The 16,359-nt window shown below is 54.5% G+C and carries 20 protein-coding genes; 14 read left to right on the top strand and 6 right to left on the bottom strand.

Annotation, left to right across the window (positions count from 1 at the left end; translation table 11 throughout):
• Positions 1-69 precede the first annotated feature (69 nt).
• Positions 70-714, top strand: coding sequence for a hypothetical protein (locus CWI35_RS02285; RefSeq protein ID WP_011231068.1), 645 nt, complete (start codon positions 70-72; stop codon positions 712-714).
• Here CWI35_RS02285 and CWI35_RS18675 read toward each other — a convergent pair.
• Positions 696-818, bottom strand: a complete 123-nt coding sequence (locus tag CWI35_RS18675; RefSeq protein WP_013145441.1) for a hypothetical protein — start codon at positions 816-818, stop codon at positions 696-698. The genes CWI35_RS02285 and CWI35_RS18675 overlap by 19 nt on opposite strands.
• Positions 819-948: 130 nt before the next feature.
• Between CWI35_RS18675 and CWI35_RS02280 the strand changes: the two genes are divergently transcribed.
• Complete coding sequence (locus tag CWI35_RS02280) at positions 949-1,128, top strand: YozD family protein (RefSeq protein WP_011231069.1); 180 nt, start codon at positions 949-951, stop codon at positions 1,126-1,128.
• Positions 1,129-1,139: 11 nt separating this feature from the next.
• Here the strand turns inward: CWI35_RS02280 and CWI35_RS02275 are convergent, their stop codons facing one another.
• The gene (locus tag CWI35_RS02275; protein ID WP_011231070.1) at positions 1,140-2,261 is read right to left on the bottom strand and encodes a DUF2515 domain-containing protein; all 1,122 of its coding nucleotides are present in this window, start codon (positions 2,259-2,261) and stop codon (positions 1,140-1,142) included.
• A 222-nt stretch (positions 2,262-2,483) separates the two neighbouring features.
• On the opposite strand from CWI35_RS02275, the gene CWI35_RS02270 reads away from it, so the two are divergent.
• Both CWI35_RS02270 and CWI35_RS02265 read left to right on the top strand, forming a co-directional pair.
• Positions 2,484-2,801 carry a hypothetical protein gene (locus tag CWI35_RS02270; protein ID WP_013145439.1) on the top strand — a complete coding sequence of 106 codons (318 nt, stop codon included), beginning with the start codon at positions 2,484-2,486 and terminating at the stop codon, positions 2,799-2,801.
• A gap of 298 nt (positions 2,802-3,099) precedes the next feature.
• Positions 3,100-4,380: an IS110 family RNA-guided transposase gene (locus CWI35_RS02265; RefSeq protein ID WP_119877354.1), complete on the top strand. Its 1,281-nt coding sequence runs from the start codon at positions 3,100-3,102 to the stop codon at positions 4,378-4,380.
• A gap of 497 nt (positions 4,381-4,877) precedes the next feature.
• Here CWI35_RS02265 and CWI35_RS18185 read toward each other — a convergent pair whose 3' ends face one another.
• Positions 4,878-5,036 carry a hypothetical protein gene (locus CWI35_RS18185; protein WP_008879283.1) on the bottom strand — a complete coding sequence of 53 codons (159 nt, stop codon included), beginning with the start codon at positions 5,034-5,036 and terminating at the stop codon, positions 4,878-4,880.
• Between the two features lie 126 nt (positions 5,037-5,162).
• Here CWI35_RS18185 and CWI35_RS02255 point away from each other — a divergent pair, with 126 nt between their 5' ends.
• The 3 genes from CWI35_RS02255 (at position 5,163) to CWI35_RS02245 (ending at position 7,664) form a co-directional block, all read left to right on the top strand.
• Entirely contained in the window at positions 5,163-5,570 is a 408-nt protein-coding gene (locus tag CWI35_RS02255; RefSeq protein ID WP_011231073.1) for a hypothetical protein, read from the top strand.
• A 515-nt stretch (positions 5,571-6,085) separates the two neighbouring features.
• Positions 6,086-6,796 (top strand): purine-nucleoside phosphorylase, encoded by a 711-nt coding sequence (deoD, locus tag CWI35_RS02250; RefSeq protein ID WP_011231075.1) that lies wholly within the window; start codon positions 6,086-6,088, stop codon positions 6,794-6,796.
• A gap of 49 nt (positions 6,797-6,845) precedes the next feature.
• Positions 6,846-7,664: a M15 family metallopeptidase gene (locus CWI35_RS02245; RefSeq protein WP_042379500.1), complete on the top strand. Its 819-nt coding sequence runs from the start codon at positions 6,846-6,848 to the stop codon at positions 7,662-7,664.
• Positions 7,665-7,702: 38 nt separating this feature from the next.
• On the opposite strand, the gene CWI35_RS02240 is transcribed toward CWI35_RS02245, so the two are convergent.
• Complete coding sequence (locus tag CWI35_RS02240; RefSeq protein WP_011231077.1) at positions 7,703-8,401, bottom strand: class I SAM-dependent methyltransferase; 699 nt, start codon at positions 8,399-8,401, stop codon at positions 7,703-7,705.
• A gap of 168 nt (positions 8,402-8,569) precedes the next feature.
• Between CWI35_RS02240 and CWI35_RS02235 the strand changes: the two genes are divergently transcribed.
• The 7 genes from CWI35_RS02235 (at position 8,570) to CWI35_RS02205 (ending at position 13,500) form a co-directional block, all read left to right on the top strand.
• Positions 8,570-9,457 carry a cation diffusion facilitator family transporter gene (locus tag CWI35_RS02235; RefSeq protein WP_031213137.1) on the top strand — a complete coding sequence of 296 codons (888 nt, stop codon included), beginning with the start codon at positions 8,570-8,572 and terminating at the stop codon, positions 9,455-9,457.
• A 237-nt stretch (positions 9,458-9,694) separates the two neighbouring features.
• Positions 9,695-10,651: a magnesium/cobalt transporter CorA gene (gene corA, locus CWI35_RS02230; RefSeq protein ID WP_011231079.1), complete on the top strand. Its 957-nt coding sequence runs from the start codon at positions 9,695-9,697 to the stop codon at positions 10,649-10,651.
• A 197-nt stretch (positions 10,652-10,848) separates the two neighbouring features.
• Positions 10,849-10,953: a YjcZ family sporulation protein gene (locus CWI35_RS02225; protein WP_013145431.1), complete on the top strand. Its 105-nt coding sequence runs from the start codon at positions 10,849-10,851 to the stop codon at positions 10,951-10,953.
• 186 nt (positions 10,954-11,139) lie between these two features.
• Positions 11,140-12,069: an EamA family transporter RarD gene (rarD, locus tag CWI35_RS02220; RefSeq protein ID WP_011231080.1), complete on the top strand. Its 930-nt coding sequence runs from the start codon at positions 11,140-11,142 to the stop codon at positions 12,067-12,069.
• A 125-nt stretch (positions 12,070-12,194) separates the two neighbouring features.
• Positions 12,195-12,293 (top strand): YjcZ family sporulation protein, encoded by a 99-nt coding sequence (locus tag CWI35_RS02215; protein WP_011231081.1) that lies wholly within the window; start codon positions 12,195-12,197, stop codon positions 12,291-12,293.
• A 33-nt stretch (positions 12,294-12,326) separates the two neighbouring features.
• On the top strand, positions 12,327-12,467 hold the full coding sequence (locus tag CWI35_RS02210) for a YjcZ family sporulation protein (protein WP_011231082.1): 141 nt from the start codon (positions 12,327-12,329) through the stop codon (positions 12,465-12,467).
• Between the two features lie 139 nt (positions 12,468-12,606).
• Positions 12,607-13,500 (top strand): DUF1028 domain-containing protein, encoded by an 894-nt coding sequence (locus CWI35_RS02205; protein WP_011231083.1) that lies wholly within the window; start codon positions 12,607-12,609, stop codon positions 13,498-13,500.
• A gap of 98 nt (positions 13,501-13,598) precedes the next feature.
• Here the strand turns inward: CWI35_RS02205 and CWI35_RS02200 are convergent, their stop codons facing one another.
• Positions 13,599-14,966, bottom strand: a complete 1,368-nt coding sequence (locus CWI35_RS02200) for an MATE family efflux transporter (RefSeq protein WP_011231084.1) — start codon at positions 14,964-14,966, stop codon at positions 13,599-13,601.
• 96 nt (positions 14,967-15,062) lie between these two features.
• Positions 15,063-16,325, bottom strand: a complete 1,263-nt coding sequence (locus CWI35_RS02195) for a two-component system sensor histidine kinase NtrB (protein WP_119877453.1) — start codon at positions 16,323-16,325, stop codon at positions 15,063-15,065.
• Positions 16,326-16,359 lie beyond the last annotated feature (34 nt).

Below are 16,359 nucleotides of genomic sequence, written 5' to 3'. Positions count from 1 at the left end.
TGCAGGTGTCCACCCTTCTCTGCATGCATATACTATACTAACTATTTGTTCCAAAGGGTGGAGATGCCAATGAGCGCGCCGAAACGCCCGAAATTTTCCGTCGGCGACATCGTCGTCAATACATTGTACGGAACGGTCGGAACGATCACCGATATTCAGCAGATTGACGGTGTGTTTTTATACGAAATCAACCATGGCCATAGCTTGTTTGCCGAGCAAGCGCTCATTTTATTGTCTGAGTTTGTGGGTGATTTATGGATCGCGGAAGAGATTGAAATTGAGTTGCCGTTTTTTCTCGGCGAAATTGTCCGCGTCCGCGATTATGGCGGCCATTTGTTCAAAATCGTCGGGGTGCGGACAGAAATTTACCGCTACTACGGGGAAGGATGGGAAGAGACGATTTACGAATTGAAACGGCTGACGGATGGTTGGGAGATTGAAGTCCATTTGGAAGACATCATTCCGCTTGCCGACGGAGAGGAGACGTCCGTCACGCTCGTGCAAGATATTGTCATCGCCGCGCCGGTGAAAGCGTCGCTTCTATTGCCGCCGGCCGACAGCGGAGAGAAAGGGCCGTCGGTCGACGAGCTCCTTGACATGTACAACGATTATAAAGCGTTATATGAATGGTTCGGCGATGAACAGTACCAACGGATGATGGAAACAGTTGTAAAACGTTTGCGGACAATCGCCAATCACCAGGATAGAAATTGATAAAGAATAAAAAGAAAATAAGGAATGCCGGCGAAAATGACGATCGCGCCCAATCCATTGACAACTGTTTCCATCATTTTATCGATCGCAGTGAATTTGTCCATTTTGTCCGCCTCCGTGTTTTTTGTTTTGTTGGTACATATGTATGGGGGAGACTGAAAAAATAGTACAACATGATTTTTGACATAAAACGGAAGGCGGCGACATACAACATTACAAAGGGGGCGAGATGCGGTGAAGGAAATTGAAGTGATTATCGATACGGAAGAAATCGCTGAGTTTTTTTACCAAGAACTCATCCGCCGCGGCTTTGTGCCAACGCAAGAGGAGCTTGAGGAGCTCGCGGATATTACGTTTGACTATTTGCTTGAAAAATGCATCATCGATGAAGAGATTGACATCGATGGGGAGTAGTCCTCGTCGTTTTATGATGAAGTTGATTTGGCCGCCGCGATGGCGGCTGTTTTCATCATGACCAAATGCCGCTCGTAGCGGCTGGTCATGTCGCCCGAGGCCGGAAGCGGGAGCGTTTCAAGCGCCTGCATGATCGCCTCATCGGTGAACCAATCGCGATGATCGTGGAACGGGTGCGCAAGATCCGGCCAAGCTTCCTCAAGGCGGGGGCTGTAAAAGCGGTGCCCATCAGGCGTTTCAGCGAACGATTGCGGCCAGAAGTCGGCGCGTGAGCCGCTGTGGGGGACGCAGCGGGCAAAGCGGCAGGCGCCGCGAAACAGCCGGGCGTCAAACAGCAGCAGACTGTACAGCGTTTTGCCGATATGGATGCGGTGGTGGACGTCGGCGAAATCGCGCACGGTCGTTCCGGCAAGCGCTACGCGGCGGCCTTTGGCATATGGGATGAGCACATCGTTGAACCCGAGCCATTGCTCGACAATAAACGGCCAGCTTGACAGCACGCGGGTGCGGAAAAACGGATGTTCGATGACGCGAAGCTGGATGTACTGCTGCTCGTTGATGATCAGAGCAACCGTAAGAAGCGCGGCATTCCCCGTTTCCCAAAAATGTTCCCACATCGGCTTCATAAACGAAGACACCGCTAGCGCCGGCAACAAATGAAACAGCGGCGTCTCCCTCCGTTTGCTTTCTTCGTACAGCAGAAGCTGCGGATAGGCATCATGAAAAATGAGGGCATTGGCGCGCTCCAAAAACAAAAAAAGGGGTGCAATGATTTGTTCCGGCAGCAAAAACGGAAGAAGGCCGCCGCGCAAATCAGTCATGTTCCAACCGCCGTTGCGCGAGACGAGATGGGCTAAAAACGCCCAATGAATTTCCCGATGGCGCTCAAAAAACGCTAAGTAGGCGGCGGTGCGCGTCACGTTGTTGCGGTTATGTTCCGCTGTTTTCCGGCGAATGGCGGCAACAATGCCCTTTTCTTCCGCGCTGAGCGGTCCGTCAGTCGGGACAGTTGTGCGGGCGGCCATCCGGCGAAGCAGGCCGTCATCGGCGAGGCGGACCGGATGGCGGTACAAAAAGGAGCGGTAGGCATACTGAAGCGGATGGCGCAGCCAAGCGAACGGGCGAGTCGGCATCAGGCTGTCTCTCCTTTGCATCATTTGTGGACTTTTGCCAGAAGACCGCGATCGTTTCGACAAAAGGAGTGCTCGTTTGCTGAAGGAATCGACACGCCAAATCACCAAATAAGTATAATACACGTTTGTCTCGGCTCCGAAGACGATTCGCGATCGAATTCGACATCAACCATAGTATGGGGCGCGGAGGGCCGATTTATTGGGAGAAGGGAGAGGAAAACAATGGTTCGTTTATGGGGGAAACGGATGTGGATGACAAAACGTGCATATGAGGCGGTCGTTTTTCAAACACCGCGCTTTGGGGAAACGAAAGGCTACCGGCAAGTGTGCCGCATGACGGTGACGGCGGCCGGACATGATGAAGTGCTGGCGGTGTTGTATCGGATGTTTAATGTCGCCGATCTGATGCCGAAAAACTGTCAAGCTCGATTTATGCGGACTGGGGACGTTGTGCTGATCGATGAAGGGCGGAAAGGACAGACGTACTATCGCCTTTGTCCAGACGGATGGAAACAAGTGGAACGACAGCTCATCTGTTGACCGAATATTCAAAAATATAGTCGCCAGCAAGAGCTAGAGATGATATAATATGAATAAAGCCCCCTTGTTTCGGGAACGGATAAGAAAGGAAAGGGGGCGGACTTGATGGAACATGACGAACGGCGGCGCGACATGCCGACGGTGGCCCCGGGCATCGACGACGATGAGGAGCTGAATGAAAGAGCGACAAAAGAGCATTCCCGTTAGGAGCTTTTCCGGGGACTTGATCAAAAAAAGCCCTCTTGGTATGATGCAGGGGTGTCAAACACATCACTCACCATACCAAGGAGGACTTCAGATGAATTGTACACAAAACTATAAAATTGATCAAGTCACCGAACAAACGCTTGTCGTGGGCATCGATATCGCGAAACGAACCCACTACGCCTGCTTCGTGGATGACCGGGGGCGTGTCCTTCGCAAATCGTTCCCGATCTTCCAGTCGAAAGAGGGCTTTCGCCAGCTGTATGAAGCGATTCAGGAGGCGATGCAAGCGTTCGGGAAGTCAGAGGTGATCGTCGCGGTGGAGCCGACCGGGCACTACTGGTTGAACCTGGCCTACTTCCTCGAGGAGCACGGGATCCCGTTGGTCATGGTCAACCCGGCGCATGTGTGCCGGTCGAAAGAACTCGATGACAACCTGCCGACGAAACATGACGCCAAAGATGCCCTAGTCATCGCCAGACTGGCGAAAGACGGACGATTCCTCGTCCCCCGGCTGCTGCACGAGATCGAAGCCGATTTGCGCGTGGGAAGCACGCTCAAAGAGAAGCTCCGCAAGGAACAGACGGCGGTGAAAAATGCGATCATCCGCTGGACCGACCGGTATTTTCCGGAGTTTTGGATGGTGTTTCGCGATCTGGGAAAAACGGCGCTTTCGGTGTTGGAGTGGACGCCGTTTCCGGCCGATATGGCGGGTCGGACCGCCGAGGAGCTCATCGAGGTGTACCGGCAAAGCGAAGGGCTGAAATGCCCGCAGAAGGCCAAAATTCAGGCGTTGATCAACGCCGCGAAGGACTCGATTGGGGTGACGGAAGGGACGACGATGGCCCGGTTTGAGATCGCCGCGCTCGTCCGCCGATACCGCCAATTGGAGGCGGAGATCGCCGCACTGGACGCCGAGTTGAAGGCATTGGTTCAAACGACGATGGAGTATCAATGGTTGAAAACGGTCGACGGGTTGGGAGACGCCACGATTATCGATCTTCTGGCGGAGATCGGCAGCTTCGCCCATTATCGGGACCCGCGTCAATTGGTGAAGTTGGCGGGCCTGACGCTCAAGGAGAACTCCTCCGGCCAGCGCAAAGGGCAAAAGCACATCTCCAAACGGGGACGGAAACGGCTGCGATCGGTGCTGTTTCGGGCGATGATTCCGCTGATTCGGCACAACGAGGCGTTTCGCGAGCTGCATGAATATTACACGACCCGATCCGTCAACCCGCTGACCGGAAAGCAATCCATCGTCGCCTTGTGCCGGAAGCTGTTGAATGTGCTGTTTGCGATTTGTACGAAGAAACAAGCCTTTGACGCGGAGCGAATGAAACAGGACGTCTTGTCCCAGGTGCAACGGGCGGCCTAAGGCCTCCCCCTGCGAACGGAAGAATCGTTGGACAACCAGATGACACCGGAGAAGCTGGCGTGATTTTATCCATTCGACCTTGAGTCCCCAAAGGAGCTTGGCCGGCCTCCGCCTGATGACGAGACCGAACGAGGGAATGTTGGCGCGAAGACGCCCGGAGACATGGGAGGGTTCGTCCTCATCAGCGACGCGGAGATCCAAAGGGTGCATCGAATACGCTTCTCCCCACGGAAGGAAAATATCCCCAGCCGTGGCCGCGAAGCGCACCCTAGGTCTGTAAGATATCCACAAAACTGAAAAAGGATGTAAGGGATTTTGTCGAAAAATATTTTTTGGACACCCCTGAGAGGCCGAAAAGCCTTGATACATCAACATTTCTAGAGGGAGGAAATTGAACGCGGGGAATATACAAAAGTCGTCACGCTTGCTTGGGACGAATCCGAGCCGTCGGAACCGCGATAGAAACCCTTGTATCGCACAAGGGTTTCTGCGGTTTGTCACGATTCTGGATTGTCGTGATGGCCCGGACCGTTTTTCCGGCCGCCGGCGGCGGAATATTCTTTGGCATGCGCCTCATCTTCAGCGATCAATGCTTCTTTTGGAATATGGTTGTTCTTTTTCTGCCCGTTAATGCGGTTGCGGTGTTTTTTGCCCATCGTTTTCCCTCCTTGAACCGTCGTTGTCGTTAGTGTATGCGGTCTGGCGGCGGTTCATCGACGGAAAATGTTTGCAGGCGGCATCATGCGGCGGGCGCAGGAGAAAAGAGGGAAGGGGGCGAAACGATGGCCGCACTGGCGCTGTCGCTGCTCTTGTGCGTCGTCTCGATTGCGGCATTGCTTTGGGTCAAAGGGCAAGTTGAGCGACTCTTGTTCCGCTGGAGAAGCGTGCCCCTTCTCCATGCGGTCAACGTCGTCATCATCGCTGCCATCGTTGCTGACATGTACTATCGGCTCAGCGGCATCGACGTGTACTTGCGCGATTTGGCCGATATCAACGGTTTTTGGTATGTCTTTGCCGGCGCGATGCAGCTCGTCTTTCCACTGTATTTGTTTTCCTGTTGGCTTGTCGCCAGGCGGCGCGAGCGCGAGAAAAAATATACGCGCAGCAAAGACAAAAAGGTGCTGTATATCAATGAGCGGTATTTGGCGCGCCGCCATCGCAGCGATTACCGCCGATCCAAAACATCATAAAAGAGAGCGGCTCCCCCGCAAACGACTCACCCACCTACGCGAGTGCATAGGGGGAGCTTTCAGCGATTTGCATATGTGCCAAACGACAAGCCGCACAAGGACCCTTTCCGCTTCCCTTCGTTTCGAAGGTGCCCGTTTGAACAACATGTGATTCGATCCGACAGCGATTGCCGGCCAACATTCATCTCCCACATGGACGGGTGCTCGTGCACCTTCACGTTTCGAAGTGGGAGACTTCTTTCGGAATGATGTTAGAATTTGGTCTTTTCCTTTTTCGATGTGGACGGCTGATTGTTTGATTTGGACGATGGATTGGTTTTGTTGGCGTATTCCACCGCTTGTTCGAGTTTCTTTTTCATCGGTCTTTTCCTCCTTTCTCCTCGGGCAGGCACACATAGTATGCCCGTTCGCCGCCTCGGCTACTCGAAGGAAGACTGCCATTTTCCGCAAACATATGATATGATAGACGAGGGCATGGCCCGACAACGATCGTTCAAACCAAAGGAGGAATCCCATTGAGCGTACATATCGGAGCGAAGACAGGGGAGATCGCGGAGCGCATTTTGTTGCCGGGTGATCCGCTGCGCGCCAAATACATTGCTGAAACGTTTCTGGAAGGAGCGGTATGCTACAACGAAGTGCGCGGCATGCTCGGATTTACCGGGACGTATAAAGGGGAGCGCATTTCCGTGCAAGGGACCGGCATGGGCGTGCCGTCCATTTCGATTTATGTGAACGAACTGATCCAAAGCTACGGCGTAAAGACGCTCATCCGCGTCGGAACGTGCGGAGCGATTCAGCCGGATGTGCGCGTCCGCGACGTCATTTTGGCGATGAGCGCGTCGACCGATTCCAACATGAACCGGCTCATTTTCCGCGGCCGCGATTATGCGCCAACCGCCGATTTCCATCTGCTGCGGACGGCGTATGAAGTAGGTGTGGAAAAAGGGCTGGCGCTAAAAGTCGGCAATGTGTTCACCGCCGACATGTTTTACAATGATGAACCGAATTGGGAAACGTGGGCGCGCTACGGTGTATTGGCCGTCGAGATGGAAACGGCGGCGCTCTATACGCTGGCGGCGAAATTCGGCTGCCGGGCGCTGTCGGTGCTGACGGTCAGCGACCATATTCTCACCGGAGAAGAAACAACGGCTGAGGAGCGGCAAATGACGTTTAACGAGATGATTGAAGTGGCGCTTGAAGCGGCGATCCGCAATGGCGCGTGATTGGGATGCCGGGCGCTTGGGCCTGGGAAAACAGAAAAGGAGAAGGAACATGAACCAGCGATGGCAAGCGGCGATGTTGGTATGCCTGCTGCTCGCCGGCTGCCAAACAGGGGAGAGCGGCAGCAACGGTGCGGCCGGCCCGTCCGGCCAGCCGCCGGAAAGCGCGGTGCACCCAAGCGATTATCAGCAGGGGAAAACGAGCCAGAGCCCCGTCGATCCCGATTTGCAGCTTGAGGCGAAATATTGGAACATCGTCAAGGTGCAAAACGGACAAAAAGTGATTCAAAACCCTGACAACATTTTGGTGCTCGTCAATAAAGAACAGTCGCTCCCGCCTGGCTATAAGCCGGCGGACTTGGTCGTGCCGCGCGTGCCGTTTGTGTGTGCTGACCCGAACGCGGAAAAACGGCATATGCGGGCCGAAGCGGCCGCGGCGCTTGAGGAGATGTTTGCCGCCGCACGCCGCGATGGCATTGAGCTGGTGGCCGTGTCCGCTTATCGTTCATACGAGCGGCAGCAGGTGATTTTTGCTGAAGAAGTGCGGCAAAAAGGGAAGGAAAAAGCGGTTCAAGCGGTCGCTCACCCAGGGCAGAGCGAGCATCAGACAGGGCTGGCGGTCGATATCAGCAGCCGCTCGGCCGGCTGTCAGCTGACCCAATCGTTCGGGGCGACAAAAGAAGGGCAATGGGTAGCCGCCCATGCGCACGAGTACGGATTCATCATCCGCTACCCGAAAGGAAAGGAAGCGGTGACCGGCTACAAGTATGAGCCGTGGCATCTCCGCTATGTTGGGCGGAAGGCGGCCGCGGTGATCAAAAAGCGCGGCTTGACGCTTGAAGAATATTTCAAAGTAGTGAAAAAAGTGTGAAAACGGCGTCTCGTCGAGGACGCCGTTTTTCTTGCCAGCTATGGTTCGCAGCAAAAGACGCAATAGCCAAGACGGTCGCCGAATTGAGCTGTCAACTGTTGGTGCATCTGCCACATGCTCGCCATCTCCGGTGTCGGCGGAAGGGCGATGACGATGGGTGCCCCAAGGCTTGGCGCTTCGGCCGCAGCCGCGTAGGAAAACTGGCGGCAGCCAAAGCCGCTTTGTTCGAGCACTTCTTTCCACTCCGCTGATGTCATTAGCTGACGGAAGCCGTAAAAGGCGGCGATTTGCTTTTGCTCGGCGGCGGTCAGCCGCTCATGACACGCTTCAATGCCGACGAATAGGCCATCGTTTTTGAGCACGCGGCGGATTTCGGCGAGCGCGTTTGGCAATGAAACGAAAGCAAGCACCGATTCAGAAAGCGCAAGGTCAAACGTCCCGGCGGGAAACGGGAGCGCTTCGACCGAGGCGCGATGCAAACGGACTGAGACCGCCTTGGAGGCAAAACGCTGTTTCGCCTTGGCAATCATCGTCGGGTGGATGTCGATGGCGGTGACGTTGGCCCCGTACTGTTCGGCGATATAAGCCGCCGTCTGTCCGGTGCCGCAGCCGACGTCAAGCACGGATGTCGAACGGTCGATCTTAAGTTTACGTAAGATTTGTTTTGTTAACTCAAAACCGCCTGGGTGAGCGCCATCGATCCCCATGTCCGCCAACCAGTCTAAATATGCAGACATCTGTTCCTCTCCTTTTTTTGTTTCGACTTGGTTTATCATACGCAAATGCGCTCGATTTTGCCTTTAGACAAAAAAATTTGCTTGTCCCTATTCTTATGAAAAAAGGAAATTTTCTTGCTGTAGACCCAACCGGCTTCAAGCTGGTACACTGATACGTGCAAGAATGAGATGGCTAGGTTGGTGAAGAAAGTGGATCGAAAACAAGGAGCCGAGGCGGGCGCACTGCTGAGCATTTTCGTCTATCTTCTCCTTTCGACCGGCAAGCTGTTGGCTGGGGCGGTGTTCGGCTCGGATGCGGTGGAAGCGGACGGTTGGAATAATTTGAGTGATATTATCGCTTCCTCGGCAGTCTATATCGGCATGAAAATCGCTAAAAAACCGCGTGATTGCAACCACCCGTACGGACATTCGCGGGCGGAGAACATCTCCTCGCTGTTGGCCGCTTTTTTGATGATGTCCATTGGCATTGACGTGATCACAAGCGGCATCCGCTCGCTGTTCGGCAAGGAAAAGGCAGCGGCTCCTGACGTTTTAGCGGCTGTGGTTGCGCTCGCCTCGGCGGCCGTTATGATTGGCGTTTATGCAATCAATCGCCGGCTGGCGCGGCGGACGAACAGCATGGCGCTGGCGGCCGTGGCGAAAGACAATTTATCGGATGCGCTGGTGAGCATTGGCGCCGCCATTGGCATCGCCGGCGCGCGGCTTGGGTGGCCATGGCTTGATCCGCTGGCGGCGCTTGTTATCGGGGCGATGATTGGCAAGACGGCGTGGGAGGTGTTTATGGAGACGGCGCATACGCTCACCGACGGTTTTGATGAACAGCAGCTCGCCGTTTATAAAGACGAAATCGCGGCGGTGAGCGGCGTGCGCGATGTCGCTGACATTAAAGCGCGCATGTTAGGCAACGACATTGTGCTGGAAGTGACGATCCGCGTTGACTCGCATTTGACGGTGGCAAAAAGTCATGAAATCGCTGATGAAGTCGAGCGTTTGATGCGAAACCGGCATAACATTCGGGCGACGCACGTCCATGTGGAACCGGAAGCGGTGCGCTGACTGGCTTCGGGCGCATTGGCGGGCGGACGCGGCGAGGCGCCTAGACAGCGAATGACTTGTCGGGATGTGACGCTTTGCAGCCGGGATGCAGCCGGGAGAAGCTGCTTGTCGCCAACAGCGAGCGGATGCGGCCAAACCGTTGCCGCTGACTTGTTTTTGGCGGCGGGAGGGGAGTAGTTTTGCGGCAAACAGCAAACAATACAATTAAAATCGTTTGCATGGAAAGGACGTCAGTCTATGGCGATCGAGCATAACTTTCGTTTGACGGTTGACGGAACGTACAAACGCCATGCGCCGGCAGGCAGCCAGTCGTGTTGGCTTCATTTCACCGCCGCCGCCAAGCCGGATTTGGAGCAGCTTCTTTCTTCGCTGTCCATTCACCCTCTCGCCCAACAGCGGCTGATGAACGGGACAGATATTCCCACGTTTGACGAATACGAAGGATGTTTCTTCTTATCGCTGTTTATCGTTCGTCCGTCCGGCCGGACAGTGAACGTTCGTTTGCTGGCCGGCAGCCAATATATGATCAGCTATATGGATGAAAACGATCCGCTTGTTGATCAAGTGAAAGAACGTTTGTTGAACCATCGCGGTCAGGCGCTGTATCCTGGGTACGTGCTGTATCACTTTTTAGACTTGGCCGCCATCCGTTTTTTGCAAGTCATCGATCAGATCGCTGACCGCATTCAGACGCTTGAACGGCAAGTGTTTGCGACCCCGTTTGCCAACGAAATCGGGCGCGAGATTTATCGGATGAAAACACATCTTCATGAGCTGCGCCAAATCGCCGAGGCGCAGGAAGAAGCGATCAAAATGATCCGCCACGCTGATTTGCCGTATATCAATCAAGAGACGAATCCGTATATCGAGGAAGTGGCGTCGCGATTCTCACGCGTGCCCGCCGCGCTCGACGCGTTTAAGGAATCATTGTCCGCCATTTTCGATTTGCAACTGTCGCTCAAATCAGATCATATGAACGTCATTATGAAGACATTGACATTGGTGAGCGTCATATTTTTGCCGATGACGTTTATCGCCGGTGTATACGGCATGAATTTTGCGTTTATGCCAGAGCTGAAATGGAGATACGGCTACCCGTTTGCCTTGTTGCTCATGGCAACCGTTGCTATGCTCATCGCCCTCTATTTTAAGCGAAAAGGTTGGTGGGGAGAGACGGGGACGAAAGAAAAATAGGCGTTTTTCTAGAAGGTCGGTGATTTAACGGAGAAAACGCTCCAGCAAGGAGCTTTCGCCAATGGATCAACGGCTCTTCCGTGCGTTCGTGGACCAATCTTTTTGAAGAAAACGCAGTTTTTCACCAATCTTCTAGAAATTTGGGCATTCGCCCGGCCGTTTGGGCGGGCGGGCGCATATGATGGCCCTGTGAACCGATGAAGGAGGTGCCCGCCGTGAGCGGTTTTGTCAACAGCGGTTATACGGTCGTCATCGTCCTGTTCATTTTACTGATTATTGTTGGCTGTGCCTGTGTCGCTTGATGAGCGAAAAAATAAGAAAGGACGGCGGTCAAACGGGCCGCGAAGGGGGGCGGGTGCTCATATTCAGCTGCGCCCCTTCTCCATTGGGCAACCGCGTCGAGCGATGCGGGTGAGTGTTTTGATGGATAAAGTGAAGCGGCGGCGGTATAATGAAACAGAAATGATCATGGAAAAGGAGAAGACGACGTGGGGCATTGGAGCGAAGAAAAGCAAGGCATCTTGTATACGGCTGCTTCGTACTTGCTGTGGGGAGTATTGCCGCTGTACTGGAAGCTGCTAGAGGCGCGCCCGGCGCTTGAGATTTTGGCGCACCGCATCGTGTGGTCGTTCGTGTTTATGGCCATCCTTCTGGCAGCGAATGGGCAGCTTGGCGCCTTCCGCCGGGAGCTTCGGGCGATGCGCCGTAAGCCGGCTAAGGCATGGGGGATCGCCGCTGCTGCCGTGCTCATCAGCGCCAACTGGTTTGTCTACATATGGGCGGTGAATCATCATCATGTCGTTGAAACGAGCCTCGGCTATTATATCAACCCGCTTGTCAGCGTGGCGCTTGGGACGATCGTATTGCGCGAGCGGTTGAGCGTTGGGCAGTGGGCCGCTGTTTTTCTTGCCGCCGCCGGCGTGGCGGCGATGACGGCGGAATATGGCGCGTTTCCGTGGGTCGCCATATCGCTCGCGTTGACGTTCGGGTTTTACGGCTTAGTGAAAAAACTGGCCAGCGTTGACTCGTCCATTGGCTTGACGCTTGAAACAATGGCCGTCATGCCGCTTTCAGCCGTTTACTTATTATGTGTGTACAACGAAACGCCAGCCCTCGTCAAGACGGCCGAATGGTGGCAATGGGCGCTGTTGGCTGGAGCCGGGCCAGCGACGGCCGTGCCGCTTTTGTATTTCGCCAAAGGGGCGAAGCGTGTGTCAATGACAACACTTGGTTTTTTGCAATACATTTCGCCGACGATCAGCCTTCTCCTTGGCGTCTTTTTGTTCGGCGAGCCGTTTACGAAAGCGCATTTTTATGCGTTTAGCTGCATCTGGACGGCGCTTATTTTGTTTTCCGCTGTTCAAATCAAGCAAGCGCCGGGGCGGAAAAAATGGAAGCGAAACTCGCTCGGAGCATAACATCGGTCCGCGGATGGACCGTTTTTTTTTACGTTGCGGCAAATACCCATTTTTGCCGAAACATCTAACCATTTCCTCGGCTTCTGAATAGTCTACTAGTACAAAAACGAAGGAGGTGCTGGCAAATGGGTGCAGCTTACGGCGGCGGATTCGCGTTGATCGTCGTTCTGTTCATCTTGTTGATTATTGTCGGATGTGCATGTATCGGTGGTTGGGTGTACTGATGCCTCTTACTTGCTAGCAAGGAGGTGACGAATATGCCATATGGCTTTTATGGCGGCTGGGGCTGGGGCGGCTATGGCTTCGGTTATCCGGGTTACGGCGGCTACGGCTACGGCTTTGTGCTGATCGTCGTTTTGTTTATTTTGCTCATTATCGTCGGGGCAACATGGTGCTAGGCGGATGATGGGCATGCGGGGGGAGACGGCCGGGCAACGGCTGTTTCCCCCGCTTTTTTTGTGAACAGGCAGGAACAACGAAAGGAAGTGGAGAAATCATAAACGATGAGAAAATGGAAAGCATATGGAGGACGGGGAAATGACACATATTGCAAAAGACATCGTCGCGACGTTTTCGATCGTCGCGTTCGATCCGGCGACCGGGGAGCTTGGCATCGCTGTTCAATCGAAATTTTTAGGCGTTGGTGCGGTTGTTCCGTGGGCGAAAGCGGGCGTCGGAGCGGTGGCGACGCAATCGTACGCCAACACGTCGTACGGACCGCGCGGCCTCGAATGGATGGCAAAAGGGAAATCGGCGCAAGAAACGCTTGAGTTGCTCGTTGCCGATGACAGTGAGCGCGATTTGCGCCAAGTCGGCATCGTGGATGCGAAAGGACGGGCGGCGACGTTCACCGGGAAAAAATGTTACCCGTGGGCCGGGGGCATCACCGGGCCGAACTATGCGGCTCAAGGCAATATTTTAGCCGGCGAGGAAACGGTGCTGGCAATGGGAAGGGCGTTTGAGCAGACAAAAGGTCCGCTCGCCGAGCGATTGTTAAAGGCGCTTCAAGCTGGTCAGGCAGCGGGGGGCGACCGCCGCGGGCAACAGTCGGCCGCCTTGCTTGTCGTGAAAGAAGGAGGGGGATATGGCGGCTACAATGACCGTTATATCGACTTGCGCGTCGATGATCACCCGCGGCCGATCGAGGAGCTTATTCGCTTGTATCAGTTGCGCCAGCTTTACTTTGAGAAACCGCGTCCCGAAAAAGTGGCAGCGATTGAAGGAACGGTAAAGGAAGAGGTGGCCGCCCACTTGGTCCGTCTCGGTTATTTGTCGAAAGAGCGCTCGGCGGATCGCGAGGCGCTTCATGAGGCGCTGACCGTGTATATACATACAGAAAATTTTGAGGAGCGCCAAGTGGAGAAAGGAAAAATCGACCTCGATGTATTACAGTATATGAAGCAGCAGCCGTCGCCTAACGAGGTCGGCTAAGGGAAACCGGCCTTGTCGACTGCATGATCCATCATGCTGCAACAAAAAGGATGTCCCTAGAACTGGGCGGGACATCCTTGTTTATCGACCGCTCCCTCTTAAAAGGCGCATGGCGCACGCCCGCTGTCATGTCTGCGCCAAACGGCCCGCAGGCGAAAGCTGAGAAACAGCGCGCCCGTTGCCAATCCGGCGATCAGGCCGATCCAATAGCCGAACGCCCCGGCGGCAGTCAGTAGAGCGAGCGCGCAGCCAAGCGGAAGCCCAACGCCCCAATAGGCGAGAAGAGCGGACCAAAAAACGGCGTTAACCTCTTTATAGCCCCGCAGCGCTCCTTGGATGGGAGCGGCGATGGCATCGGAAACTTGAAAGAAGATCGCATAGAGCAAAAACTTCCCTGTCAACGCCGCCACTGTCGGATCGTTTGTATACAGCCGGGCGACATGGCTGCGGAAGGCGGAAAGGAACAGCGCTGCTGCGGCGGCGACGGCCAAGGCGAGGGTGATGCCGATCAAGCAATATTGTTTGGCGGCTTCATAACGGTTGGCCCCGGCTTCAACGCCCACGGCGATCGTCAGCGCCATCGATAAGCTGAGTGGAATCATATACAACAGTGAAGCGAAGTTGAGGGCGCTTTGATGCGCGGCGACCGTTTCCGCGCCAAACCGGCCGACAAGCAGCGTCACAGCAGCGAAAATGCTCGTTTCAAAAAAGATGGCCGACCCGATCGGCACCCCGGTTTTCAGCAACTCTTTCCATGCGGCCCATGACGGACGGTAGAAACGGACGAGTACACGATAGGGAGCCAAGCGCCGAAATTTCAAAGCGGCAAAGGCAGCGGCCGCGAAGCAGTACGCATACGTGATCGCCGTCGCGTAACCAGTGCCGATGCCGCCAAGGCGCGGAAATCCGCCATGCCCGTAAATCAACAACCAGTTGAACAGCATATTGACCGGCAAGGCGGTGAGCGTAATCCACATCGTCACTTTCGTTTGCCCAAGCGCATCGATGAAATAGCGGAGCACAGAATAAAGAAACAGAGGGATGATCCCAAACGACAAGGCGCGCAAATAATGAAAGGCGATATGCCGAACGTTTTCATCCAAAGACATCTGTTTCAAGATAAACGGCACGGCAGCGGCGCCGATCAGGACAATGGCGACAGCAAGCGCGACAGCCAAGTAGAGCGCCTGGGCGACGGCGCGAGTGATCGAGTCATGCCGTCCGGCGCCGAAATGGTGTGAGACGATCGGGGACAGGGCGAGCAAAATGCCGCCGGCGCCGGTAAACACCGGCACCCATAGGCTTGAGCCGATCGCGACGCCGGCAAGATCTTCGGCGCTCGCATGACCGGACATGGCGACATCGACAAAGTTCATGGCATATTGACCGGTTTGCGAAACAAAAATGGGAAGAAACAAGGCGAACAGGCGCCGCCATTTGCCGTTGGGCGGAGCGGTCGTTGCCATAATGGCTCCTCCTTTTCTGTGATAAAGTGACACATTGTTCTAAATCATCAATCTCCCCACTTCCGAAGCTGGGATGGCCCCCTCTTCGGAAGCGATTTATGACGAAAGAAACGGCGGTTGGCTGCAAAGCGGGAATTCGATCAAAAAACATGTGCCGTGCGTGTCGCTTTGCACTTTCATCGTCCCGCGATGCAGTTCGACGATTTTTTTCGATAATGACAGGCCGAGCCCAGTTCCCGTTTCCTTCGTTGAAAAAAACGGATCGAAAACATGGTCGATGACCGACGGCGGAATGCCGGGTCCATCGTCGCAGAAGCGAAGCTGAACGAGATGGTTGATTTTTCGGCTGCAGATCGACACCCTCATCGTTTTCGCCACTTTTGCTTCCACGGCGTTGCGAAATAAGTTTAAAAACACTTGCAAAAGCTGGCTGCGGTCGCCGTTCATTTCGTAATCGTCAAGCTGGTCATCAAGGTCAAAATGGACGTCGACGTTATGCAATAGCGCTTCGCTTTGCAATAGGACGCCGACATCGTCGCGCAAAAAGCGGTGCAAGTTGAACGTCTCCATTTTGACGTCCGCCGGCTTGGCGATATTCAAAAAATCCGTGATAATGTCGTTCGCCCGGTCGAGCTCAGGAATTAAAAGCCGCTCAACGAGCGAGGCGATGCGATCCGGCAAGTCGCTTTTCAATAGTTGCAAATATCCGCGCACCGTCGTCAGCGGATTGCGGATTTCATGGGCGATGCCGGCGGCGATGCGGCCAGCGACCGCCAGCTTTTCTGTTTCTTTCATCATATTGAGCGACTGAAACATACTGATGACTCGTTTGATCGATCCGTCATCGTTGTAAATAAAACGGGTGTTGACGATGCCGTAAAATCGGTCGAGCACTTCGTAATTGTAAAGCGGCTCGCCTTTTTCAAGCGATTCGAGCGTTGCGATCAGCTCGTCAGGCAGCTTCAGCAGCTCGCGAATATGTTTGCCGATGATGGCGTCGCGCTCGACGCCCGTGTCAATGGCCGCCTGCAAATTGCAAAGCGTGATGATCCCTTTGTCGTCGACAAAAACGATATGGTGCGGCACGAGATCGAGCAACGGCGTCAAAAAGGCTTCCACTTTTTCAAACGGTACGTCGTGATACAAGTCAATATCCCACTGCCATTTGGCTTCCTTTTCAAGGGACGGTGGAATGGTGCGAAGGTGCGGCCGGACGTCGCCGCGCTTTTTTTCGATGGCGATTCCACTTTCGTAATCGGCAAAGGTGAACGGAAACGGAAGCGTTTCGATGAGCCGCTCATAAGCGCGCAGCTTTCGTTCGAGCTCTTCGATTTGCGATTGTACGAGTCGATCGTTCATCTTTCCAAACTCCTTAGCTGCACATTTCGTTTTT

Source organism: [Bacillus] caldolyticus, from assembly GCF_003595605.1.
Taxonomy (GTDB): domain Bacteria; phylum Bacillota; class Bacilli; order Bacillales; family Anoxybacillaceae; genus Geobacillus; species Geobacillus thermoleovorans.
The sequence above is the reverse complement of the archived record's forward strand: the minus strand, read 5'-3'. Positions and strand labels throughout refer to the sequence as shown.